The 21,584-nt window shown below is 62.3% G+C and carries 26 protein-coding genes and 1 pseudogene; 14 read left to right on the forward strand and 13 right to left on the reverse strand.

Going from position 1 to position 21,584, the window contains the following annotated elements:
• Positions 1 to 7 precede the first annotated feature (7 nt).
• The 6 genes from L598_RS09980 to L598_RS10005 form a co-directional block, all read right to left on the reverse strand.
• Complete coding sequence (locus L598_RS09980) at positions 8 to 1,387, reverse strand: DegQ family serine endoprotease (protein ID WP_144862105.1); 1,380 nt, start codon at positions 1,385 to 1,387, stop codon at positions 8 to 10.
• A 103-nt stretch (positions 1,388 to 1,490) separates the two neighbouring features.
• Positions 1,491 to 1,856 (reverse strand): SPW repeat protein, encoded by a 366-nt coding sequence (locus tag L598_RS09985; protein ID WP_028034386.1) that lies wholly within the window; start codon positions 1,854 to 1,856, stop codon positions 1,491 to 1,493.
• A 32-nt stretch (positions 1,857 to 1,888) separates the two neighbouring features.
• Entirely contained in the window at positions 1,889 to 2,209 is a 321-nt protein-coding gene (locus L598_RS09990) for a DNA-directed RNA polymerase subunit omega (RefSeq protein ID WP_028034387.1), read from the reverse strand.
• 9 nt (positions 2,210 to 2,218) lie between these two features.
• On the reverse strand, positions 2,219 to 2,977 hold the full coding sequence (locus tag L598_RS09995; RefSeq protein ID WP_144862107.1) for an ETC complex I subunit: 759 nt from the start codon (positions 2,975 to 2,977) through the stop codon (positions 2,219 to 2,221).
• Between the two features lie 72 nt (positions 2,978 to 3,049).
• The gene (locus L598_RS10000; RefSeq protein WP_028034389.1) at positions 3,050 to 3,559 is read right to left on the reverse strand and encodes an Hsp20/alpha crystallin family protein; all 510 of its coding nucleotides are present in this window, start codon (positions 3,557 to 3,559) and stop codon (positions 3,050 to 3,052) included.
• A 97-nt stretch (positions 3,560 to 3,656) separates the two neighbouring features.
• Entirely contained in the window at positions 3,657 to 4,133 is a 477-nt protein-coding gene (locus L598_RS10005) for an Hsp20 family protein (RefSeq protein WP_028034390.1), read from the reverse strand.
• Positions 4,134 to 5,235: 1,102 nt separating this feature from the next.
• On the opposite strand from L598_RS10005, the gene L598_RS10010 reads away from it, so the two are divergent.
• Positions 5,236 to 6,282, forward strand: coding sequence for an IS110 family transposase (locus L598_RS10010; protein WP_028034391.1), 1,047 nt, complete (start codon positions 5,236 to 5,238; stop codon positions 6,280 to 6,282).
• A gap of 201 nt (positions 6,283 to 6,483) precedes the next feature.
• Here L598_RS10010 and L598_RS10015 read toward each other — a convergent pair whose 3' ends face one another.
• Positions 6,484 to 6,702 carry a helix-turn-helix transcriptional regulator gene (locus L598_RS10015; RefSeq protein ID WP_028034392.1) on the reverse strand — a complete coding sequence of 73 codons (219 nt, stop codon included), beginning with the start codon at positions 6,700 to 6,702 and terminating at the stop codon, positions 6,484 to 6,486.
• A 155-nt stretch (positions 6,703 to 6,857) separates the two neighbouring features.
• Here L598_RS10015 and L598_RS10020 point away from each other — a divergent pair, with 155 nt between their 5' ends.
• From L598_RS10020 to L598_RS10070, 11 genes are all read left to right on the forward strand, one after another.
• Positions 6,858 to 7,106 carry a helix-turn-helix transcriptional regulator gene (locus L598_RS10020; protein WP_144862109.1) on the forward strand — a complete coding sequence of 83 codons (249 nt, stop codon included), beginning with the start codon at positions 6,858 to 6,860 and terminating at the stop codon, positions 7,104 to 7,106.
• A 129-nt stretch (positions 7,107 to 7,235) separates the two neighbouring features.
• On the forward strand, positions 7,236 to 7,499 hold the full coding sequence (locus tag L598_RS10025) for a DUF2285 domain-containing protein (RefSeq protein WP_186444996.1): 264 nt from the start codon (positions 7,236 to 7,238) through the stop codon (positions 7,497 to 7,499).
• 128 nt (positions 7,500 to 7,627) lie between these two features.
• Complete coding sequence (locus tag L598_RS10030) at positions 7,628 to 7,852, forward strand: DUF6499 domain-containing protein (protein WP_144862111.1); 225 nt, start codon at positions 7,628 to 7,630, stop codon at positions 7,850 to 7,852.
• Between the two features lie 97 nt (positions 7,853 to 7,949).
• Positions 7,950 to 8,402, forward strand: a complete 453-nt coding sequence (locus tag L598_RS10035) for a DUF2285 domain-containing protein (RefSeq protein ID WP_144862113.1) — start codon at positions 7,950 to 7,952, stop codon at positions 8,400 to 8,402.
• A 135-nt stretch (positions 8,403 to 8,537) separates the two neighbouring features.
• On the forward strand, positions 8,538 to 8,819 hold the full coding sequence (locus L598_RS10040; RefSeq protein ID WP_144862115.1) for a helix-turn-helix domain-containing protein: 282 nt from the start codon (positions 8,538 to 8,540) through the stop codon (positions 8,817 to 8,819).
• Positions 8,820 to 8,830: 11 nt separating this feature from the next.
• Positions 8,831 to 9,964 carry a replication initiator protein A gene (locus L598_RS10045; RefSeq protein ID WP_144862117.1) on the forward strand — a complete coding sequence of 378 codons (1,134 nt, stop codon included), beginning with the start codon at positions 8,831 to 8,833 and terminating at the stop codon, positions 9,962 to 9,964.
• On the forward strand, positions 9,961 to 10,464 hold the full coding sequence (locus L598_RS10050) for a DUF2840 domain-containing protein (protein WP_144862118.1): 504 nt from the start codon (positions 9,961 to 9,963) through the stop codon (positions 10,462 to 10,464). The genes L598_RS10045 and L598_RS10050 overlap by 4 nt, the downstream gene beginning before the upstream one ends.
• Positions 10,461 to 11,009, forward strand: a complete 549-nt coding sequence (locus L598_RS10055; RefSeq protein ID WP_144862120.1) for a S26 family signal peptidase — start codon at positions 10,461 to 10,463, stop codon at positions 11,007 to 11,009. Before L598_RS10050 ends, L598_RS10055 begins: the two co-directional genes overlap by 4 nt.
• Positions 11,010 to 11,077: 68 nt before the next feature.
• Positions 11,078 to 11,416, forward strand: coding sequence for a DUF736 domain-containing protein (locus L598_RS10060; protein WP_144862122.1), 339 nt, complete (start codon positions 11,078 to 11,080; stop codon positions 11,414 to 11,416).
• Between the two features lie 3 nt (positions 11,417 to 11,419).
• Positions 11,420 to 12,199 (forward strand): lytic transglycosylase domain-containing protein, encoded by a 780-nt coding sequence (locus L598_RS10065; RefSeq protein ID WP_144862124.1) that lies wholly within the window; start codon positions 11,420 to 11,422, stop codon positions 12,197 to 12,199.
• Between the two features lie 247 nt (positions 12,200 to 12,446).
• On the forward strand, positions 12,447 to 14,231 hold the full coding sequence (locus tag L598_RS10070; protein WP_144862126.1) for a DUF3363 domain-containing protein: 1,785 nt from the start codon (positions 12,447 to 12,449) through the stop codon (positions 14,229 to 14,231).
• Positions 14,232 to 14,528: 297 nt separating this feature from the next.
• On the opposite strand, the gene L598_RS21755 is transcribed toward L598_RS10070, so the two are convergent.
• The 6 genes from L598_RS21755 to L598_RS10095 form a co-directional block, all read right to left on the reverse strand.
• A complete protein-coding gene (locus L598_RS21755; protein ID WP_281407385.1) occupies positions 14,529 to 14,825 on the reverse strand; it encodes a TetR family transcriptional regulator C-terminal domain-containing protein in 297 nt (98 codons plus the stop codon).
• 21 nt (positions 14,826 to 14,846) lie between these two features.
• A complete protein-coding gene (locus tag L598_RS21760) occupies positions 14,847 to 15,023 on the reverse strand; it encodes a PepSY domain-containing protein (RefSeq protein WP_246658704.1) in 177 nt (58 codons plus the stop codon).
• A 198-nt stretch (positions 15,024 to 15,221) separates the two neighbouring features.
• Complete coding sequence (locus L598_RS10080; protein ID WP_144862128.1) at positions 15,222 to 16,022, reverse strand: TlpA disulfide reductase family protein; 801 nt, start codon at positions 16,020 to 16,022, stop codon at positions 15,222 to 15,224.
• Between the two features lies 1 nt (position 16,023).
• Positions 16,024 to 17,838, reverse strand: a complete 1,815-nt coding sequence (gene dsbD / locus L598_RS10085; protein WP_144862130.1) for a protein-disulfide reductase DsbD — start codon at positions 17,836 to 17,838, stop codon at positions 16,024 to 16,026.
• Between the two features lie 36 nt (positions 17,839 to 17,874).
• On the reverse strand, positions 17,875 to 18,558 hold the full coding sequence (locus L598_RS10090; protein ID WP_246658705.1) for a DsbA family protein: 684 nt from the start codon (positions 18,556 to 18,558) through the stop codon (positions 17,875 to 17,877).
• Positions 18,559 to 18,790: 232 nt separating this feature from the next.
• Positions 18,791 to 19,411 carry an LLM class flavin-dependent oxidoreductase gene (locus tag L598_RS10095; RefSeq protein WP_144862132.1) on the reverse strand — a complete coding sequence of 207 codons (621 nt, stop codon included), beginning with the start codon at positions 19,409 to 19,411 and terminating at the stop codon, positions 18,791 to 18,793.
• Here L598_RS10095 and istA point away from each other — a divergent pair.
• Together istA and istB are read left to right on the forward strand one after the other, a co-directional pair.
• A pseudogene (gene istA / locus L598_RS10100) lies at positions 19,310 to 20,677 on the forward strand (IS21 family transposase); the annotation flags it as partial. The gene L598_RS10095 and the pseudogene istA sit on opposite strands and share 102 nt — an antisense overlap.
• Complete coding sequence (gene istB / locus L598_RS10105; RefSeq protein ID WP_028035775.1) at positions 20,674 to 21,438, forward strand: IS21-like element helper ATPase IstB; 765 nt, start codon at positions 20,674 to 20,676, stop codon at positions 21,436 to 21,438. The pseudogene istA and the gene istB, both read left to right, overlap by 4 nt.
• Positions 21,439 to 21,584: the final 146 nt, after the last annotated feature.

Consider the following 21,584-nt stretch of genomic DNA (forward strand, 5'->3'; position numbering starts at 1 on the left):
CTCCCGTTCACCTCACGACTAGCAGGAGACGGCCGCCGTCGCGGATCAGCTCCAGCGCCAGTATGGTGCGCTGGCCCGCAATCGCGCCGCGCAAATCCGCCACGGAAGAGACCGGCGACCTGTTGACCGCCACGATCATGTCTCCGGGACGCAGGCCAGCCCGTGCTGCGGGGCTGTCGGGCAGAATGCTCTCGATGACTACACCGTCGGCTCCGGCCTGCTGCGCCTCGGGCGGGGAAGCATCCCGCATCCGGGCGCCATCGAGCGGCGTGCCGGACAGATCGGCCGACGTGCCGGTCTCCGCGGCGATCTTGGCGCTGACGACCTGCTCGCTGTCCCCGCGTCTGATCGTCAGGCCGATCGTGCTGCCGACCGGGGTGAGGCCGATGCGGTTCCTGAGGTCCGTCGCTCCCTGAACGGGATGCCCGTCGATCGCGGTGACCACGTCTCCCACCTGCAAGCCGGCCCGCTCGGCTGGCGAGCCGGGCTCGACATTGGCGATCACAGCCCCTCGCAGCTCGCCGAGCTGGAGCGCCTCCGCGAGATCGGGTGTGAGGTCTTGTATGCCGATGCCCAGCCTGCCGCGCCGCACCTCGCCGTGCTCGATCAACTGGTTCATGACGGAAACCGCCATGTTGCTGGGCACCGCGAATCCGATACCGATGTTGCCGCCTGCTGGGGTGAGGATCGCCGTGTTGATGCCGATGAGCCTGCCGTCCAGCGTCACCAGGGCGCCGCCCGAGTTTCCGGGATTGATGGAGGCATCGGTCTGGATGAAATCCTCATAGCGGTCATTGCTGATGCCGCTGCGGCCAAGCGCGCTGACGATGCCGGAGGTGACCGTCTGGCCGAGGCCGAAGGGATTGCCGATGGCGACCACATAGTCGCCGACCTTGAGGCGGTTGGAATCGCCGATCTCCAGCGCGACGAGATTGCTGCTCTCGACCTTGAGGAGAGCGATGTCCGTCGCCTGGTCCGAACCGACAAGCTCGGCGCGCAGGCGACGCCCGTCCTTCAGCGTGACCGTGATCTCGCGGGCGTTGGAAACCACGTGATGGTTGGTGAGCACATGGCCATTGGCCGCGTCGACGATCACGCCGGAACCGGCGCTCATGCGCTGCCGCGGGGGCGGCGCTTCGGGAAGATCGAAGAAACGTCGGAAGTACGGATCGTTGTAAAGCGGATTGGATGCCGCGGGCGTCTCCGAGACGACCGAGATGTTGACCACGGCTGGCGTCACCCGTTCGAGCACGGGGGCAAGGGTGGGAAGCGCTCCCGCAACGCCCGGCACGGCCTGCCCAATGGCCGCGGACGGCAGTCCCGCGAAGGCGAGGGCCGCGCAGAATGTGATGATGGCCGGACGCAGGGTTATGACACTCCTGAACATGAGCGATCTCCGTTTTTGACCAGTCGGCTGATGTCCTCCTTTCCGCCTGAGGTCAGACGGAGAGTGCGAATAGGCCCGGCGCACGGCCGGGCCATTTTTGACGTCAAGCTGTCGAATATGGCTGGTTGCTGCCGAGCCACAGGCTGACTGCGGCCAGGGCCGCGGCGATGAGGCCGGCAATGACATGCGCCGCCATCGCGGCCGTCACGGCCGAGAAGCCCAATGCCCAAGGCGCGATCACGGCCCAAAGGCCGAGCGCAACGTTGGCCCATCCCTCTACCTGATGGAACGCGAAGAGCGCGGCGACCCCGATCAGCGTCACGGCGGCGCCGACGACCCAGGCATTCCACGCGGCATAGGTTTCGGCCGAATAGCCGAGATACCAAGGTGACAGCAGAAGACCGAGACCGGCGACGATATTGACGATATCGAAAGCGGTCCGGTTGTCGGAGTTCAGAGACTTTAGCATCGTTCATTCCTCACTGTCGGTTGGTTGCGTCATCAATGAACCGTCTCCCGCTGACGGGAGGCGGGTGCGGCAGCGGCGCTTCCGCAACCGCCGCCGCGAAGCCTGGAACCCGGACCGGGAGGAGGAAGAGAACGCCTTCCGCCCGGATCGAGCAGAAACGGTGCAAGCTCGTTGCGCGTAAACACGCCGGCTGCAATCTCATGCAGCGCAAGATCGGTCACACTGCCATTGTCCGCATCGAGCCTTGGCTCAGCGCCCCGGCCGAGCGCCCGGGTGCGCGCGGCGGCGGCAAGCGTCAGTGCAAACCTGTTCGGCAGAGCCTTCTGGCAATCGAAGACGACATGCGGGTCCATCGCTGCACCTCACGCTGCCTTTCGTGCGCCTGAATCATTCCGATCGGCCGCAACTCCTCGTTCGAGTGCGAGCAGCGCCTGTTCGACCTCGTCGAGGCGCGATGGCCGGTTGTTTTCAGGCATGCCCTCGTTGGTGGCCTGGTCGATCAGATACTCCGTCATGGCCCAGTTCATAAGGATCGAACGCTTGGCCTCCAGCGTCAGCGTTGGATCATCGACCACGCCCATGGGCGTTGCCCAGCTTTCCGGACCAGGCGGATCGTTGCGGTTCGCCGCGCTATCGAGCGCGCGCCCATAGCTTTCCTGAAGAGCCGAAAGGCCGAGCCGGTCCAAGGTCGCGTCGGAGAAGGCGTGCATCCGCCTTCCGTCATGCACAGGCGCTTCATCGGCTGGCCGGCGGTCTGCAGCAATCTGTGCGTCCGGAGCTTGGACCACATAGGTCAGTCCCTGCCGTTCGGCGTAGTTGATCGCGGTTTCCAATGACGGAAAACTGAGCTCGACCTGGGTCAGCGTATCGTCGCCGCCCGTATAGCCCATAAGCGGCTCGATAAAAGGCGCGGTGCGCCGCTCGAAGGCGAGGCGCCAGCCCTTCGTGCGCGCCTTGCCGGAGGACATTACCGAGCGGGATGGTTTGTAGATGCGCGCGACCGCGTCCTCCGGAAAAAATGAACTTGCCATCGAAAGAGGCCTGTGCCGGTTGTCGTTGCACGGCCAACTCGGCGGAACCTGCGTTTTCGGCGTTTGCTCTATCTGTCCTACAATCTCCATCGTTCATCCCTCCCTGGTTGGCGAAGGATGCGCCGGCGGCGGCCGAATGGCCCGCCGCCGGCCTGCCATGCGTCAGCTCTTGATAGCGATGCGCTTGACCCGCGACTGCGCCTTCTCGCTCTTTGGTAAGGTCACCGTCAGCACACCATTCCTGAAACGTGCATCGACCTTGTCTTCCTGGAGCTCGTAGCCGAGCGGGATACGGCGCTCGAAACGGCCATAGAAGCGCTCGGAGAACTGCCTGTCCTTGTCCTCCGTCTCGGAGCGCTTTTCGCCACGCAGTGTCAGCACGCCGTCGTTGAGCAGGACTTCGATGTCCTCCTCCTCGAGCCCCGGCACCTCGGCCGTCACCTTGATCTCCTTCTCGCCGTCGGAGATTTCGACGTTTGGCCAACTCCCGCCGAAAGCGGAGACACCACCGAAGGATGGCAGGCTGGAACCGAAGCCACGGAAGACATCATCGAACAGCCGGTTCACCTCACGATGCAGCGACAGGAACGGATCACGCTCGCCATCGCGGAAGAGGCTCGGGGGCTGGTTTCCGTTGTTTCGGCCCCACGGAATCAGATCACGAACACTCATTGTTTTTCTCCTTCCGGTTCACTGGATTGCAAAGCTTCCCCGTCGGCGCCGAACGGATTGCCCGGCGCCGGGTGCGCGAGTTGCGATGGGGACGGCCTTAGGCGGCCTGCTTTTCGGCTTCGATCTGCTTGGTCTCGACCTTGGGGAGCGACTCGCCCGCCGCGATCTCGATCCGGCGCGGCTTCATCTCTTCGGGAACCTCGCGCTTGAGATCTATCTTCAGTAGACCGTTGACGAGGCTCGCGCCCACGACCTTTACATGGTCGGCCAGCTCGAAGCGGCGCTGGAAAGCGCGTCCGGCGATGCCGCGATGCAGATACTGACCGTTGTCCTCACCAGCCTTCTGACCGGACACCATGAGCATGTTCTGCTCCTGCGTGATGGTCAGCTCGTCCTGGCTGAAGCCGGCCACCGCCATGGTGATGCGGTAGTCGTCCTCGCCAGTCTTGGCGATGTCATAGGGAGGCCAGTTGTCGATGGTCTCGACGCGGCTCGCGGCTTCGAGCGCGCTCAGCATTCGGTCGAAGCCGATGCTTGACCGGAACAGGGGAGTGAAATCGAAAGTGGTTCTCATAGCCACATCCTCCTTTGAGCAACATGGATACAAGTCCTTTGTCGCCGACTGCTCTCTCGCATTCACACGACATGCCGGCCCCGAATGGGCATCCGGCAGAAGACGATTTAGTTCAGTTGATTGGTTGTTCAAGAGCCCTGCAGGCGCCCCGCTTGAAATGGGCAGCCGAGGTTTTGTCTGTGTCAGGGGCATACAGCAGGCCTGCTTCCCCGGCCTATCCAGAAGTAGCCGATCTGCCTACGCCCCGAACACGTCATTCGGCCATCAACGTGCCAATGACCGCTCATTCCGCTTTGCTTCCGTCCCTCAGCAAAGCGACGTTTTGTCTTCATCCGTGTGCGCTGGTCGAACCATTTCACTCTTCTCTCCAAACCAATCCTGAATACTTCTGACACGTTAGCAGCGCGTTTCGATGACGCGTGGAACCGTGCACCAGCAAGCCGTGCCCTCGCACCACAGAACTTTGCGGGAACGGAATTTGGCATGCTTTGTTTCGTATCATGACGAGAAGGGATACGGATGCAGATGAGACGGGACACGAATTTTGAGGTGTCGCGCGCAATTGGCGACGGGCATCGGAGACAGAGAGATTACCCGACAGCTGCAAAGGCATCCCGCCTTTGCATTGCCTACCGGATCCGAAGACATGTTCCGGCACCTACTCGAAAAGCTCGATCACGTTGCAGGCGGCGATGCCATGAGGTCATTTGCATCCCGTTCCGGCGCGCAGCCACAGTAATGCTGCGAGCCGGAACGACCTCCCCCCAGCCGCTCGGCCGATTCTGGCGCGAGCAACTCCAGATGCAACGAGAATATCTCTGCGCCATACATTCGCTCGGGGACAGACGCTTCCAAGGATGATTTTCCCCCCAGGTGTGACGATCCTGGATCTACCTTGCAAGCAAGTGCCCGGGTATCCCCATGAACGAAGATCTCAGCGCGTGGCAGTGGCCGTGACGTCAGGAACTCCGGAGCCGCTTGCAGCCGGCGCTATCGTTCCAGCGAACATGCCAGGAACGACTGAAATAGTCGTAGTTTACAAAACCGTCCGAAGATTGGTTATGAGAACTGCCGGTCCTTGATTCGAAGAAGGGGATTCGGAATGTCTCAAAGCTATTATATCGGGCTGGATGTCTCGGCCCGCAGTGTCAATCTCTGCGTCGTCGATCACGATGGCAACGTGGTGCATGAACGCAAGCTTTTCTCCGATCCGGAAGAGATCGCTCAGCATATCCTGTCACTTCAGTTTCCGATCGTCCGCGTCGGTCTCGAGGCGGGGATGTTGTCACAGCATATCTATGGGTCGTTGGCGGAAGCCAACATTCCGGTTGTCTGCGTCGAAACCCGACACATGAAAGCAGCGCTGGCGGCGCAACTCAACAAGACAGACCGGCACGATGCGCGCGGGATTGCGCAGATGATGCGCGTCGGACTGTTCAAGCCGGTGCATGTGAAAACGCCCAACAGCCAGCGTCTCCGCACCATCCTCACCGCGCGGCAACTCCTGCGGAACAAGCTGCAGGACGTCGAAAACGAAATCCGCGGCCTCATCCGAAACTTCGGCTATCACCTCGGCAAGGTGACTGCTCGCGACTTCGAGTCTCGGGTGCGCGAGTTGATCGCTGACACGGACCTGCACACCGTGGCCGACGCTTTGCTGCTGGCGCGGCGCGGGTTGCGAGAGCAATTTGGCCGGTTGGATGACATGCTTGTCCGGTTAGCCCGCCAGGATGAAGTGACACGCCGGTTCATGACCGTTCCCGGCGTCGGTCCTCTTGTCGCACTGACGTTCCGGGCGACGGTCGATGTTCCGGCCCGCTTCACGCGCTCACGCACTGTCGGCGCCCACTTTGGACTGACACCACGCAAGCTACAATCCGGCGAAGTCGATCGCAACGGACGGATATCGAGATGGGGCGATGAGATGATGCGAAGCCTCCTCTATGAGGCCGCGCAAGTGCTGCTGACGCGCGTGAAACGGTGGTCGGCGCTCAAGGCATGGGGTGCACAGATCTCGCGACGCCGAGGCCACAAGAAGGCAATCATCGCGTTGGCGCGGAAAATCGCTGTGATCCTCCATCGCATGTGGATCGACGGAACGGAATTCAACTGGGGCCAGCGGCCGGAAGGCGCAACTCCATCGGCATAAAGATTCGATCGGGTTGCTGCTCGATCGAGGCACTTCCCGTGAGGGGACGGGGAACGGCGAGCGCGCAAATACGACTTGACCGCCAAGGCCGATGCCGAGGTGATGTCGCAATTTAGATTGTCCCGCCGGTTCCTCTGATCCCATCCTGTGGCGGTCTTGTACCGACCACGAAGAGAAGCATGATCCTCGCGGGTGTGCCGCTCAAACCTCGTCGTCGGGCTCGACCAGATCGACGTGGCTGACGCCGAGGGCCTGGGCGAGTTCATACAGCGTAATCACGGTCGGATTCCTCCGCCCACGTTCGAGGCTGCTGAGATATTGCTGGCTGAAGCCGGAACGTGCTTCGACCTCTTCCTGAGTCAGGCCCTTCTCCCGACGCAGGCGGGCGAAGTTCCGGCCGACCAGTTTGCGCATGTCCATGCGCAGGAAGATCGCGATTTACATACTATGAGTTTATCAACTATAGTATGTAAAATGTCCGCTCGAGAGTGACGGGTCTCTCGCTACTGGGTTGGTCCGAATAGAGAAGTGGTAGTTCTGGCGTGCGCATTCGTGACTGTAGGAGGTGATCATGCATGATCACCGCTCATCAGACACGGGCCGGGCGCGCATTGCTGGGTTGGACACAGGAGATGCTTGCCGACAGGGCCAAAGTATCGCTCACGGCGCTCAAGCGCATGGAGTCGCTCAATGGCCTGCGCGTCTATGAAAGCACCGCCGATCAGGTGCGCCGCGCGCTCGAAGCGGCTGGTGTCGTCTTCATCAATTCCGGCCCGCATATCGGGGTGATGATCGATGTATCGCAACTGGAGACGCAAAAGTAGAAGAGTTGCCTCTTCTGCGTCTCCCGTTTTCGCCGAAACCATCGACGATTGCCGCCGTTTCCCCGTCATATCGTTGCACTATTGTGCGCGCCGCTTTAGTGGACTGCACCACAAACAACGGGAGATGGAATGACGACGCTATCCTTTCTCGACGAGGCGCCGGCCGGGGATATGCTGACCGAGTACGACCGTCAGCACGTCAAGCTCTATTGTCGCCTGCTCGATGCCGAAGCCGACGGGGCGTGCTGGGAGGAGGCCGTCGAGGTGCTTTTCGGCATCGACCCCGACGCCGAACCGGAGCGTGCGCGCAAGATCCATGACAGTCATCTGGCTCGAGCTCATTGGATGACCGAACACGGCTACAAGATTCTGCGACTGGGCCGGCCGAACTGAACGCAGCCCGACCATCGCGTTGCCGGTAGCGCAAGGCGGCTTGCCGCGGCAGGGTGCTTGCCCTGTGGATGAATCACCGGAATCCTTTCTCCTGTTTGACGTGTTGCTGTTGAGCGGGAGGAGCAGTCATGAAGCCCAATACATCCGGCTGGCGCGTTGAAGCGGCCTATGACTTCGTGGACCATGCCAGTGTCGACGACATTGCATGGGAATGCCTGAGGCGAAATCGGGACTATCAGAAGGACTACGCCACCCTGAAGCGGCGACGCGCCCTCGGTCATCCGATGCCGGCTGAACTGGAGCGCCGCTGGGGTTTGCGATTTCGCCGCCCGTCCACGACTGGCCGGCGCTGATCAGCCGATCTTCTGGAGCGAGCACGCCAATGCCGGCGTGCTGCGCCTTATAGCCGGTACGAGCCGGAAGCCGCAGAAAGGTCAGGCGACCGCAAGCATGGTTCTCGACTGGGAGACCAGAGCCTCGCCTGAGAACCTGCATATCCTTCGCCGTAGCTTGGGGCAAAACTTTCAACTCGTCATCGACCGGGAATGCGGTCCGCACGATCCCTTGGAGGCGCGCATCCCGATCAGCCGTGACGGCCTCGATAACATGGCTGCTCTCGACCGGCTTCTGCGCCATTTCCTTGGATACAAGGTGCCGCCCGACCGGCGGATAACAGCCCAGCAAAGGCAGCGTCTGAAAGCCATGTTCCGTGCCATCGACGGCCGCGAGCACGATGCCAGTCAACGCGAAATCGCTCGCGTCCTCTTCGGCATCGAGCGCGTAGCTTCCGAACACTGGAAAACCTCCTCCTTGCGCGAGACCGTGAGCGGCCTCCTCGACTATGGCGATGCGATGATCGGCGGCGGCTACCTCAAGCTCCTGCGCTTCCGCCGCCGGCTATAGCCGCCGATACGATCATGGGTGGGGGATTTTAGGCCCCCCTTAATTCCCCCTCCCTCTACGCATCTTTCCTTCGCCACCGTGGCCCGTGTTCGCCGCTGCAAACCAGCGGCTCGAAACCAACCCACGGAGGCTTCCATGCGACCCGATACTGCTCTTTTGCCGCCGCGCTTCCTGCGCACCAAGGAGGCGGCTGCTTTCCTCGGCTTGTCATCCCGGACCCTAGAAAAGCACCGCACCTATGGCACTGGCCCATCCTATCGCAAGCTCGGCGGCCGCGTCGTCTATGCCGTCGATGAGCTGGAAGCCTGGGCTGCCAAGGGCACGGTCACCTCGACCTCGGACCCGCGTGGCAGCGTGCTTCCTGCCAAGCGGCAGGAACCTGCACGCCAGCTCAATGCCGGCCGCTACGCACGCTGAGGCCGGGCCGTATGTCACGCCATCGACCACAAGCCTCCGAACGAACCCACCTCGACGCGTTCGTGATCGCCACCGGCGACGCCAGCCCGCGCGATCAGCGCGATCTGATGGAACGGCCCTTCTTCTCCTTGGCCAAGGCCAAGAGGACCGTTCCGATCCGCTATGCTTCCGGCGATGTCCGGGTCGAGGTGTTCGCCGTACCCGAGCACGGCATGGCGACGATCTGGGATGCCGACGTCCTTATCTGGGCGGCGAGCCAGATCGTCGAGGCCCAGAACCATGGGCTGGTCACATCCCGCTTCTTGCGTTTCACGCCCTATCAGCTCCTGACCGCGACCGGGCGCGGCACCGGTATTCGCGCCTACGACCTGCTCAAGGGCGCGCTGGACCGGCTGCAATCGACCTCGATCCGCACCACGATCCGCCACGACAAGCACTGGCAGCGGCTCCAGTTCTCCTGGATCAACGAATGGGAATTGCTTACCCGTCGCGATGGCCGTGTCGAGGGCATGGAGTTCGTCCTGCCCGACTGGTTCTATCGCGGTGTCATCGACCGCACGCTGGTGCTGGCGATCGATCCGGCATATTTCCGGCTGACCGGCGGGTTGGAACGCTGGCTCTATCGCGTTGCCCGCAAGCATGCCGGACATCAGCCTGAAGGCTGGCGCTTCGAGTTCTCCCATCTTCACAAGAAATCCGGTTCGCTCGCGCGGCCGTCGGATTTCGCGTTGCAAATGCGCCGGCTGATCCTGCGTCAGCCGCTGCCGGGCTATCGGCTGGCACGCGAAATCGAGGGCGGTCGCGAGCTCCTTCATATCCGTCCCACGCGCTCATCAGGAGCCTGTGGACAAAATGTGGAAGCGATCTGTACTTCGCACGCATCCACTATCTGTACTTCGAACGCACGAGGCACTGTACTTCGCACGCACGGATCGCAGCTAAGCCTTTGGCAGGACACGCCGAATCCGCCTCTTAACTTATATAACTCCTTTGAATCTAACTTTTGTATAGACGCGCACTCTGGGGAAAACCTTTCTTTTGGCGTCGATTCCGGGGGATCCGATAGCCCTCGATCGGGGCTCACGAGCGCCCCTGAAACACCGCCACGGCCTCTGCGCAGTCGTCCGTCAGGAGCGGAGCGATGAGAGTGCCCGCGGACGTGCGCGCCGCCTACAAGGCCGCGCCCCATCTCACCCATGTCGAACTCACTTGGCGCGAGGGCCGGATCGAGCACTGGCTGCGCTTTGGCCGCCCAGTCACCGAGCAGCGGATCGATTATTCCCGCCGTATTGCGAGCTTCGCTCCGGGTAGCGTCTTCGCGTTCGTGAGATGGGCGTCCAACGCCTATGGGACCATTATCTCGCGCATCGACATCGTGCGTGTCGTGGAGCCCGGCGAAGCCTACCAGACGCTGCCTTTCGTGCGGCGCGGCGGCGATATCCTGCTCAAGCTCAATGGCTGGCCCCAGGTCGAAAAGGTACTGCAGACAATCGATGCCGTCGAAGCACTCGGCATCGATCCGAGCGACGTCGCGCCCGATCACTGGCGGCATGTCCATAACCGCCTGGCCGCTGGCCTACCGTCATCCCGTTACTCGCTCGCCCAGCACCGCGCATGGCTTGCGCGCAGGAACATCCTGCCATGAATCCGCAACGCGCAACGCTGATCGCAATGACGATGGGCTGCACCCTGATCGCGCTGCCGTCATGGACCGAACATGCGCCGCGGCTGATCTGGAATGCGTCTGCGAGCGTACCGGTCGGCCTCTACGCTGTCGCGCCGGCGGAGGCGATCGATGTCGACGATCTGGTCGCGGTACAACCGCCCGACAACCTCGCCACCTTCCTCGACGAACGCGGATATCTGTCGCGCGGCGTACCTCTCATCAAGCGCGTGCTCGCGCTACCCGGCACCAAGGTGTGCCGCGCCGGAATGACAATCATCGCTTACGACCACGCCTATGGCGAGGCGCAGGCGCGCGATCGCTTCGGTCGCGATCTGCCGCAATGGCAGGGCTGCCGGCTGCTCGCCGACGGCGAAGTATTCCTGATGAACTGGGACGCGCCCGACAGCCTCGACGGACGATATTTCGGGCCGCTTTCGCTCTCCTCAATCACTGCCCGCGTCACGCCGGTCTGGACCGACGAGAACGGCGGCGGGCGCTTCGAATGGCGGGCGTCAACGCGGTGAACGCCCGGCCTTCGGCGGCGCCATGCGCGCCGACCGTAACATCCACCGCACAGGAAAGGACTACACCCATGCCTCAGATCGGCGAATTCACCCGCGAGAATTTCGGCTTTTCCGGACGCATCCAGACAATGTCGCTTGACCGAACCGTCGCCATTCTTCCCGCAGAACCATCCGATACTGAGAACGCGCCCAACCATCGCGTCTACCTCGGCGGAGACGGCGACGGGCCGGAGATCGGCGCTGCCTGGACACGCACCGGAGAGAAGGCCGGCGAATATCTCTCCGTGCTGCTCGATGATCCGTCCCTCGCACATCCGATCCGCGCCAATCTGTTCCAGAACGGCAGCGACGCGGTCTCCTGGTCGCTGCATTGGAACCGGCAGCCCAAGGGCGACGGGAAGGATTGAACGATGCCATTACGTTGCATTCGGCATCGCTACGCAAACGCGCTCGGGCTGCATCACGCCGCCCGGCGCTTTGCGCTCCTTCTCCTTTCCGGCCTTTTCCTTGCCACCACTCCAGCATTGGCCGCGCTTGCACAGGAAGTACCGTTCACGGCGCAGTCGGCGAACGATCCGATCGCCGATCATGTGTCGGAAGCCGCGCAGCGTTTTAGCATTCCGGAGCACTGGATTCGCGCCGTCATGCTGACCGAAAGCGCGGGCGATAGCACGGCGATTTCGTCCGCAGGCGCCATGGGCCTAATGCAGGTCATGCCCGACACCTGGGCGGAACTGCGCCTGCGTTACTCCCTCGGCGACGATCCATTCGCGCCGCGCGACAACATCCTTGCCGGCACCGCCTATCTGCGCGAGATGCTCGATCGCTACGGCAATGTCGGCGCGATGCTCGCGGCCTACAATGCCGGCCCAGCGCGCTATGACGAATACCTCTCGGCAGGCCGCACTTTGCCGGCTGAAACCCGCGCCTATGTCGCCGCTCTTGTCCCCTTTTTCGGTGGCGATCCGCTACCAGATGGTATCGCGAATGTAGCATCGTCGGTCACCGATTGGCGCGAAACCGCGCTCTTCGTGACGTCACCTAACCGCTCGGCGTCTGCGTCTGGATTGCACGGAGATGGCAACGTCGTTGGCACGACGATAGCACCGGCCACCCATGCAAATCCGCTCGCGCCCGCGCCGGCGGATGCCCTGTTTCCGGCAATGACTGCACTCGGAGGGAGGCCATGAGAAGTGGCGTGCAAATTCGCAGCGCAGCGGGATGCCGGAAAGGATGGGCGGAAAGGCGGGCGGCATTAGAGATAGTGCGAACGGTAGGGCAAGTTAAAAGCGCCTGCCACGAACGCCCTAAACCTCTGATGAGGTTTGGCTTTTGCGTGGCAGACGGGTCGGTCGCGTGCAAGAAGCACGGTTTTTGGCATGGATTTCAAGCCTCCCGCGTGGCAGGTGCTTGTTTGCATCCGCGAGGATGCCGGACATGAGCGACAGCGAGCGCGAATTCCGCATCCGCCCCGGCAAGCCGCGATCCACTCGCACGCCGCAGGCCAAAAGCTTCGTCAACCAGGTCCTGCGTGCCGCCCAGAAGGCCGGTCATACTACTTCGCTTGGAGCATCGCGTTCGTCTCGCCACTCATCCAGCTCTGCGCCATCCACCTTTGGCCGTGGTCATAGCAAGTTCGGGCGCTCACGACTGTTCGCAAGCCGACGCCGTGTCATCGTCAAGGCCCGCATCGCCCGCCACAAGGGCCGCACGTTTCGCGCAGCGCCACTGTCGGCGCATCTCGCCTATCTCAAGCGCGAGGGCGTCAGCCGGGACGGAGAACGGGGCATCATGTTCGACGCGGAGACCGACCGCGCCGACGATCTCGGCTTCGCCCGGCACTGCGAAGGAGACCGGCACCATTTCCGCTTCATCATCTCGCCCGAGGATGCTGCGGACATGGAGGACCTCAAGGGGTTCACCCGCGATCTCGTCAGGCAGATGGAAGCCGATCTCGATACGAAGCTCGACTGGGTCGCCGTTGATCACTGGAACACCGACAATCCCCATGTGCATCTGCTGGTCCGTGGCGTGGATGAGACCGGCGCCGACCTCGTCATCTCGCGCGAATACATCAGTCGTGGGTTGGCATCGCGCGCCCAGGACCTTGTCGATCTCGAACTCGGCCCGAAGCCCGAGTATGAAATCCGCAACGCACTCGAGCGTGAGGTCACACAAGAGCGTTGGACCCGGCTTGATCGGGAGATCGCTCGAACGGCCAATGAACTCGGTTATATCGACCTGAGGCCCGAGGCTAAGGGCCCCGACGATCCCGAAATACGCCGGCTGATGATCGCGCGCCTGCGCCATCTCGAAAAGATGGGCCTCGCCACCGATGCCGGCGTCGGTGAATGGTTCGTCGGGCCGGGAGCAGAACAGACATTGCGCGATCTGGCGCAGCGTGGCGACATCATCAAGACCATGCATCGCGCCTTTGCCGAACGCGGCATGGAGCGCGGCGTCGCAGATTTCGCGATCGATGCAGGCCGCAACGGCTCGCCCATCCTCGGCAGGCTGGTCGACAAGGGCCTCCATGACGAGTTGACCGGCGAAGCCTATGCGGTGATCGACGGCACCGATGGTCGTGCACACCATGTCCGCCTGCGCGGGATCGAAGCCTTCGAACACGCGCCCGACATCGGCGGTATTGTCGAGGTCCGGCGCTTCGGCGGACTGGAGGACCCGCGCCCCACGCTGGTCCTGGCCAATCGCTCCGACCTCGACCTCTCAAGCCAGATCACGGCACCTGGAGCCACCTGGCTCGATCATCGGCTGGTCGAGCGCGAGCCCATGCCGCTGGCCACGGGCGGCTTCGGCAAGGAAGTGCGCGAGGCGATGGATGCGCGGGCCGAACATCTCGCCAACGAAGGTCTTGCCCGGCGTGAGGGGCAGCGCATCATCCTGCAACGCAACCTGCTCAGAACGCTGCGGCAACGTGAACTCGATATCGCCGGCGCCGAACTCGCGGCTGACACCGGCCTACCGCATGTGAAAGCGCAGGCTGGAGAATATGTCTCCGGCACCTATCGCCGTCAGATCACCCTGAACTCGGGCCGCTTCGCCATGATCGAGGGGCGCGGAGCAGACGGCGCGCTCGGCTTCCAGCTCGTGCCCTGGTCGCGCGAGATCGATGACAAGCTCGGCCAGCACATCACCGGCGTCGCCAAATCGGGCGGCGGCATCGAATGGTCACTAGGGCGCAAGCGCGACCTTGGCCTGTGACAGGACAAGGCAAATGGTCGAGGCACTTCCCGGATAGAAAATGGCTAGACCGATAGCGGCTTGGATATGTGGCCTGTTACGCGTTACCTCCTGAACGGCAGAGCCGTGACTCTCTTCGGGAGCTTTTATCAACAGTCCGCCATGGCTCTACCGTAGCAACCAAAGACAGGAGTTCGAATACCAACCCTCTTACGGTGGATTTCGCCATGAACGATGGCGAGGCAGCTAATTGTTGGGGATCGTCGCACTACGCTCTGGCTGTGACGGTATCGTCGTCAAGGCCGTGCATGTCGAACCTTATCTGCCTGACCCTTGCTGCGGTCGGAGGAAGCGGCCCACCATGGTGGAGACAAGTCTACGGCTCTCTTTGAAGTCGATACCAGGCGCCATAAGCGGAAGCATCGGCACGGCATCGAGCACCGCAATCAGGATTGCGCTCGTCTGCTCGGGATCAAGACCTGCGTCCACGTCGCCGCGTGCCTGGCCGGCCACGAGGGCCTGAGCCAGCAGGCGTCGGATGCCAGAAGTGTTCTCACGCAGGATCCCGCGGATGCTCTCGGTGCGGCCGGCTTCCGCCAGGAGTTCAAACAGGATGCGGCAATGGTCGAGGTCATCTCAGCCGCTCATGCTCCAGGGGTAGAGCGGAGCGGCGAGTTTGCCCTTGGGACGACGCTTCCACCACATCACCACACCTGAGATCGCCATAAGGATGATTGCAGAGCAGAACAGCAGGTTGAGTGCGATGTTCCACCAGCCGAGATTACCCTGATGAAGTGCGATGCCGGCCGCCATGGTCTTGGCGTCCCGGAATCTACCTGTGTGAAAGGGCAGCGAACCACTTTACTGGAGCTATGCGGCGACCACACGGCCCCGTATGTGATCGGTTCCGGCTCGTCGAGAATGGCGACGAACGTGATGCGACAAGTTTCATTGGAATGCCTGGCATGGCCCGCATCCCGATCGACTTGCGGCCCGCAGGGGCAATCGAACCTATTGTATATTCCGAACCCCTTCCGTGAGCGCCTCTCTGGAAATCTCTCCCATGTGCACCGACTGCAACGTCCCATCGCTTCCGATGAATAACGTCGCTGGCAAACCCGGCACCGCGTAGTGCCGTCCAAACTCTCCCAGTGAATCGAGCGCGACATGATCGAGCTTGAGGTTCTCGGTCTTCAGATAGCGGTCGATGGCCTCACGTCCTTCGCCCTGATTGACGAAAACGAACATGGCCTCGTCATTGGTGGCCGCCACGTCAGCCATCATCGGCATTTCCCGGCGACAAGGCGGACACCACGTCGCCCAGAGGTTGATGACCACGGGCCTGCCCTTGAGGTCGGTTGGCTTGAACGGCTCGCCGGCCAGTGTCACGTAATTGTCTCCGGTCGGGAGAGGGGTCGCTGGGGCGCCGGCGGTCAGTTGCAGGACGAAGACGGCGACATAAGCCGCGACGGCACCGGGCAGTGCTGACCAAAGCGCCAGGAGCCAATGCTTTCGAAACCGGAGCAACGTGAACAGCACCGCAACCGCGACGCCGGACGCGATGTGGAAGCCGCCTTGCCAGAGCGCCAGAACCCGCCATGGCTCGTCCATAAAGCTCGCAGCGTGCGTGACGACGTGACCAACCCGCGCCCCGATGACGAAGGCTACAACGGCGCCCCACGCCCATGAGGAAAAGCGCTGGTCCACCCTTCGCGACAGAACTTCGCTGATGATCAGGAAGATCGCAATCGCGAGAATGGCGGCGAAGCGGTCGGGCGCGAAAACGAGTGGGCCGATGGCGACAGCATTCATCTCACTGTCCCGTCCGGGCGATCGAAGCTCGCAGCGTCTCGGTGGTCACGTCGCCGACCAGCCGGGAACCGCTGAGTTCCGTGGCATTTTTATCGAAGAAAACCATTGTGGGCGGCCCGACAACGGCGAGATCGCGCATCAGGGCCTGGTTGGCGTCGTCCAGCGTTGTGAGATCGACCTTGACCCGCTGGAAACCGTCGAGCCCGGCCACGATCTCCGAATTCGGCAGAACGTTGCGTTCGATTGTCCCGCAGGTGACGCACCAATCGGCGGTGAAGTAGACAAGTGTCGGGCGGCCATTGGCGGCGGCGAGCTTTTCTTCCAGAACTGGTGTGGAATCCGCTTCGGCAAAGGTCAGTTCGGTCGTCGACTGCTGCCCCCCGCCGCCGGCGCCGAATTGGGCAAGCGGCCGTAGCGGATCGGTGCCACCGGATGCTGCTCCGAGGGCAAGGATCACGCCGCCAAGCGAAAGCGCCAGGCCGGTCGCCTTCCGGAAACGCGGGCCGGCCGTCGCATCGGCCGTCAGCCGATCAGCCGCCCCAATGAACACGGCCGCAGTCAACAGCACGATAGACCATAGCCCCAGGGTCGCCTGCGGGGGCAGAAGCCTGGACGCCATCCAGACAGCCGCACCAAGAAAGACGAAACCGAAGACATATTTGACCTGCACCATCCAGGCCCCGGCCCGGGGCAAGGCGCGGCTTCCCATCGTGCCAAAGGCGATCAAAGGAAGCCCTTGCCCCAGCCCGAGCGCGAAAAGAGAGGAGGCGCCGAGCGCGGCGTCGCCGGTCTGGGCGATGTAGAGCAACGCCGCCGCGAGCGGAGCGGTGACGCAGGGTCCGACGATGAGCGCAGAGATAAACCCCATGGCGGTCGCACCGCAGATAGAACCGCGTGCGCCGGCCTGGACGCCAGCCACGCGGTTGACCCATGCGGAGGGCAATTGCAGTTCGAACAGACCGAACATCGACGTTGCCAGCACAACGAAGAGAATGGCGACGGTGCCAACCGCATAAGGCGACTGCAGCACGATTTGCAGGTTCTGTCCCGACCAGGCAGCGCCGATACCGAGCGCGCCGAACGCAGCGGCCATGGCCAGCACATAGGCGGAAGAGAGCACAAAGCCGCGCCGCGCTGTCAGCGCCTCGCCCTCGCGCGCCAGTGTCGCACTCAGGATCGGATACATCGGCAGAACGCAGGGCGTGAACGCGAGCAACAATCCGAAAACGAGAAAGCTGGCGATGACCCAGAGCGCACCGCCGCTGGCGAGAAGCGAGCCAATCATGCCGCCGCCAGCCGACTCTTCCGAAAGCTGAAATCCACCGCCCTCCGAATTACTCGAGGTGGCCGGCTGGGGCGCCGTGACTCCGAAGCCGACCGCCGCATCGGCAACCTGCAGGGTCGTTGTGTCGAGTGTCAGCGTGATCGGCGGATAGCAGATCGAGTCCTTCTTGCAGCCCTGATAGGTGATGGCGACTCGATCTGGCGCGTCAGCGCCCAGCCGCGCGATCGCTTGCGAATAGTAGACCTCGGATGAACCAAAATTGGGATCGTCGGCCTGCACCACACCGGCATCGGTCTGAAGTACGACGCCCGTCCCGGTTCCGGCGTCCTTCGCCTCCAGATGATCGCGGTAGAGATAATATCCTTCCGCAATATCCCAGTGCAGGTTGATCTGGTTATCCTGACCGCGCTCTACGGAGAAGCGAAAGGCCTCCTCGGCCTGCAACAGATCCGACTGCTGTGCCGATGCAGCGGCTGACCAGAAGATGAAAAACAGGCTCGCAAGGAGCCGAAGGGCTGAAACAGAGCGCATGAATTCTCTCAGACGGTACGGTATCAAAAGAAGGGTTTATCCGGCTTTGCGCGCATCGGAGACGACCTGCCGGAATCCCTGTTCATCAAGCGCGGAAGCAACGAGGAATTGTCCAATCAGGAAGACCGGCGTACCGCGCAGCCCCAGGCCCTCGGCCTGGGCGTTGTTTCGCCTGATCAGGGTGGTGATCTCCGCGTCCTTTTCACGCGCATCGGCTTCAAGCCTGGCGAAGTCGAGGTCGGCAGCTTGAAGCGCCGCGCGCATTTTCTCCTCCGGCACTCTGCCGCCGGCGACCCCCATAAGGGCGCGATGGGCTGCTTCGTAGCGATTCTGATATTTTGCCGCGAGGGCGAATTTAGCGCCGTAGATGGAGGTTGGGAAAAGGATCGGCCAGTCCTTGTAGACGAGCCTGATCTTGCCGTCAGATTTGAGAACGGCGTCCAGCGGCGCGATCGTGCGCTTGCAGAACGGGCAATTGTAGTCGAAGAACGAGACGATCGTCAGATCACCCTGCGGATTGCCCCCCACAGGCGCCTGCGGATCATTGAGGATCATCTCCGCCGAGGTGTCACCAGCAGCCTGAACCCGTGTCGCCAATCCCGCGGCGCCAAGCACGGCCAGCCCCGCAAGAACGGCTCGCCSCCCAATCATGAAAGACGGCACAGAACTTTCTGCCACGGTCGGCGAGTGGTGGGACTTGATATCACGCAGGTCAAACATCGTGAGGCTCCTGATCATCCAGTTTGCTCCTGCGGACCTTGCCGAACTTAAGACAGGCTTAAGGCTGAGCTTGCCGCTTTGACGCAGCGATAGATTTCACAGCATCGCGATATCGACCATCTCTGGGATGAACGGGTCTATGTCGCAGGCAAGCCCGGATGATATTTGCAGGTTGTATTTGCTGCGCGGCCGCAGGGTGATGTCCGTCCATCGGGGCGGACGGACATCTGGCTCATTCGCTGATGTTCTGCGGCAGACCGTAGGCGTCGGCGATGAGCTCTGTCGAACGATGGATTGCGGCCGGGGAATGCCCAAGATTAAGGATCATCATTTCGTCAGCGTTTATGTGCTTCTGCCTTGCGTTGAGTTTCTCGACGACCTGCTCGGCTGTTCCGACCATGGTCTTGGCGTCCCACATTTCGATGATCTGCTGCTCCCGGTCGGTGTAGGGATAGGATTCAGCCTCTTCGGGCGTCGGCACGACGAAGGATTTGCCCTGCGACATGCGCATCATCGCATGCGAATAGGCCCAGGACTGACGCTGCGCCTCACCTTCGTCATCGGCGGCCATCACGCCGGAACTGACGATGACATAAGGCTGGTCGAGCACGGCCGAGGGCCTGAATTTGGCACGATAAAGCGCAACCGCGGCTTCGAGGTTTTCGTCGGCCAGATGCGCCGCGAAGGCGAGCGGAAAGCCAAGATGCGCGGCAAGCTGGGCCGAATAGCCTGAAGAGCCCAGGAGCCAGACCGGCGGACGGCCGAAGTCAGGCGGCCGAAGCTTGATCCCTTTATCCCGATCATCGAGGGCTGGCTTGAGGCGGATCGCTCCATGCCGCGGAAGCAGCGGCACACGGCGAAGCGGGTGTTCGACCGGCTTCGTGACGAGTGCGGGTTCACCGGCGGCTACACGATCATCAAGGATTACATCCGGGAGCGAGAACGGCGGGGCCAGGAAGTGTTCGTGCCGCTGGCGCATCCCCCGGGCCATGCGCAGGCCGACTTCGGCGAGGCGATGGTCAAGATTGGCGGTGTCGAGCAGAAGGCCCACTTCTTTGTTTTGGATCTGCCGCACAGCGACGCCTGTTACGTCCGCGCCTATCCGGCGGCTGTGGCCGAGGCTTGGGTGGACGGCCACATCCACGCCTTTGCCTTCTTTGGGGCAGTGCCGCAGTCGATCGTCTATGACAATGACCGGTGCCTGGTGGCGAAGATCCTGCCCGATGGCACCCGCAAGCGGGCCGTCCTGTTCAGCGGCTTCCTGTCGCATTACCTGATCCGGGACCACTACGGCCGTCCTGGCAAAGGCAATGACAAGGGGAATGTCGAGGGCTTGGTGGGCTATTGCCGCCGCAACTTCATGGTGCCGCTTCCCGAGTTCACGAGCTGGGAGGCATTCAACCTTTGGCTGGAGGAGCAATGCCGCAAGCGCCAGCACGATGTCCTGCGCGGTGAGAGCGAGACGATCGGCGAGCGGTTGCAACGTGATCTGGTTGCCATGCGCCCCCTCCCGGTCGCGCCTTTCGACGCCTGTGACCAGGACAGTGGCCGCGTCTCGTCCCAGTGTCTGGTGCGCTACAAGACCAACGACTACTCGGTGCCGGTTGCCTTCGGCCATCAGGATGTCTGGATCCGGGCCTATGTCCACGAGGTGGTGATCGGCTGCCGGGGCGAGGTCATTGCCCGCCATCCCCGCTGCTGGGATCGCGAGGAGATCGTCTTCAACCCGATCCACTACCTGCCGCTGCTGGAGCAGAAGATCAACGCACTCGATCAGGCCGCACCATTGCAAGGCTGGGAGCTTCCCGAGGAGTTCGCAACGTTGCGCCGGCTAATGGAAGCTCGCATGAACCGACATGGCCGACGCGAATACGTCCAGGTCCTGCGGTTGCTCGAGACCTTTGATCTGGCTGATCTGCATGCCGCGGTGAAGCAGGCGCTTCAGATGGGCGCAATCGGCTTCGACGCCGTGAAGCACCTGCTGCTTTGCCGTGTTGAACACCGTCCGCCCCGGCTGGACCTGGACTGTTATCCCTATCTACCCAAGGCAACAGTCGAGAAAACCAGGCCCGGCTCCTATATGCGGTTGTTGTCGGGCGATGCGGAGGACGCGGCATGAGCGATGGTCCGGAAATCCTGCTCGCCCATCACCTCAAGGCGCTGAAGCTGCCCACGTTCCTGCGGGAACATCAGAAGCTGGCCCGGCAATGTGCGGCCGAAGGCATGGATCATGTCCGATACCTCGCCCGGCTTGTTGAACTGGAGTTGATCGACCGGGAGCGGAGGATGGTCGAGCGCCGCATCAAGGCCGCCAAATTCCCCACGGTCAAAAGCCTCGACAGCTTCGACTTCAGCGCCATCCCGAAGCTCAACAAGATGCAGGTGCTGGAACTGGCCCGCTGCGAATGGATCGAGCGGCGCGAGAACGTCATTGCCCTTGGCCCAAGCGGCACGGGCAAGACGCACATTGCCCTTGGCCTCGGGCTGGCGGCTTGTCAGAAGGGCATGTCGGTCAGCTTCACCACCGCCGCAGCCCTGGTCAACGAACTGATGGAGGCCCGCGACGAACGTCGCCTGCTTCGCTTTCAGAAGCAGATGGCTGCCGTCAAGTTGCTGATCGTCGACGAACTGGGCTTTGTGCCGCTGTCCAAGACCGGCGCCGAGTTGCTGTTCGAGCTGATCTCGCACCGCTACGAGCGCGGCTCGACCCTGATCACCAGCAATCTGCCCTTCGATGAATGGACCGAGACCTTCGGCTCCGAGCGCCTCACCGGCGCACTGCTCGACCGGCTGACCCACCACGTCAGCATCCTCGAGATGAACGGCGAGAGCTATCGCCTCGCCAACAGCACTGCCCGAAAGCGGCAACAAAAGTCCTGAGATCAGATCGCTCGTTTTGGCCCAAAGAGGCCAATGCGCCATGGCACGCGCCAGCTATTGGTAAGCGCGCGCGCCATGGCGCAGGCCACTGCCACCTGGCCTGGTTTTGCGCCGCCGCGTGGCCGGATTTTGCACCGCCGTTGACA

It is taken from the genome of Mesorhizobium sp. J18, from assembly GCF_007829525.1.
Lineage (GTDB): Bacteria > Pseudomonadota > Alphaproteobacteria > Rhizobiales > Rhizobiaceae > VLJP01.

What these genes read in the sequence shown, in the direction of transcription:
- L598_RS10015 (WP_028034392.1), bottom strand. Translation starts at nt 6,702, where the DNA reads ATGGACATGCGCAAACTGGTCGGCCGGAACTTCGCCCGCCTGCGTCGG.
- L598_RS10040 (WP_144862115.1), top strand. Translation starts at nt 8,538, where the DNA reads ATGCGACCCGATACTGCTCTTTTGCCGCCGCGCTTCCTGCGCACCAAG.
- L598_RS10025 (WP_186444996.1), top strand. Translation starts at nt 7,236, where the DNA reads ATGACGACGCTATCCTTTCTCGACGAGGCGCCGGCCGGGGATATGCTG.
- L598_RS10060 (WP_144862122.1), top strand. Translation starts at nt 11,078, where the DNA reads ATGCCTCAGATCGGCGAATTCACCCGCGAGAATTTCGGCTTTTCCGGA.
- L598_RS10065 (WP_144862124.1), top strand. Translation starts at nt 11,420, where the DNA reads ATGCCATTACGTTGCATTCGGCATCGCTACGCAAACGCGCTCGGGCTG.
- dsbD (WP_144862130.1), bottom strand. Translation starts at nt 17,838, where the DNA reads ATGCGCTCTGTTTCAGCCCTTCGGCTCCTTGCGAGCCTGTTTTTCATC.
- L598_RS10070 (WP_144862126.1), top strand. Translation starts at nt 12,447, where the DNA reads ATGAGCGACAGCGAGCGCGAATTCCGCATCCGCCCCGGCAAGCCGCGA.
- L598_RS09990 (WP_028034387.1), bottom strand. Translation starts at nt 2,209, where the DNA reads ATGGACCCGCATGTCGTCTTCGATTGCCAGAAGGCTCTGCCGAACAGG.
- L598_RS10050 (WP_144862118.1), top strand. Translation starts at nt 9,961, where the DNA reads ATGAGAGTGCCCGCGGACGTGCGCGCCGCCTACAAGGCCGCGCCCCAT.
- L598_RS10030 (WP_144862111.1), top strand. Translation starts at nt 7,628, where the DNA reads ATGAAGCCCAATACATCCGGCTGGCGCGTTGAAGCGGCCTATGACTTC.
- L598_RS09995 (WP_144862107.1), bottom strand. Translation starts at nt 2,977, where the DNA reads ATGGAGATTGTAGGACAGATAGAGCAAACGCCGAAAACGCAGGTTCCG.
- L598_RS10035 (WP_144862113.1), top strand. Translation starts at nt 7,950, where the DNA reads ATGGTTCTCGACTGGGAGACCAGAGCCTCGCCTGAGAACCTGCATATC.
- L598_RS10010 (WP_028034391.1), top strand. Translation starts at nt 5,236, where the DNA reads ATGTCTCAAAGCTATTATATCGGGCTGGATGTCTCGGCCCGCAGTGTC.
- L598_RS21760 (WP_246658704.1), bottom strand. Translation starts at nt 15,023, where the DNA reads ATGGCGGCCGGCATCGCACTTCATCAGGGTAATCTCGGCTGGTGGAAC.
- L598_RS10080 (WP_144862128.1), bottom strand. Translation starts at nt 16,022, where the DNA reads ATGAATGCTGTCGCCATCGGCCCACTCGTTTTCGCGCCCGACCGCTTC.
- L598_RS10045 (WP_144862117.1), top strand. Translation starts at nt 8,831, where the DNA reads ATGTCACGCCATCGACCACAAGCCTCCGAACGAACCCACCTCGACGCG.
- L598_RS10005 (WP_028034390.1), bottom strand. Translation starts at nt 4,133, where the DNA reads ATGAGAACCACTTTCGATTTCACTCCCCTGTTCCGGTCAAGCATCGGC.
- L598_RS10000 (WP_028034389.1), bottom strand. Translation starts at nt 3,559, where the DNA reads ATGAGTGTTCGTGATCTGATTCCGTGGGGCCGAAACAACGGAAACCAG.
- L598_RS10020 (WP_144862109.1), top strand. Translation starts at nt 6,858, where the DNA reads ATGATCACCGCTCATCAGACACGGGCCGGGCGCGCATTGCTGGGTTGG.
- L598_RS09980 (WP_144862105.1), bottom strand. Translation starts at nt 1,387, where the DNA reads ATGTTCAGGAGTGTCATAACCCTGCGTCCGGCCATCATCACATTCTGC.
- istB (WP_028035775.1), top strand. Translation starts at nt 20,674, where the DNA reads ATGAGCGATGGTCCGGAAATCCTGCTCGCCCATCACCTCAAGGCGCTG.
- L598_RS09985 (WP_028034386.1), bottom strand. Translation starts at nt 1,856, where the DNA reads ATGCTAAAGTCTCTGAACTCCGACAACCGGACCGCTTTCGATATCGTC.
- L598_RS10055 (WP_144862120.1), top strand. Translation starts at nt 10,461, where the DNA reads ATGAATCCGCAACGCGCAACGCTGATCGCAATGACGATGGGCTGCACC.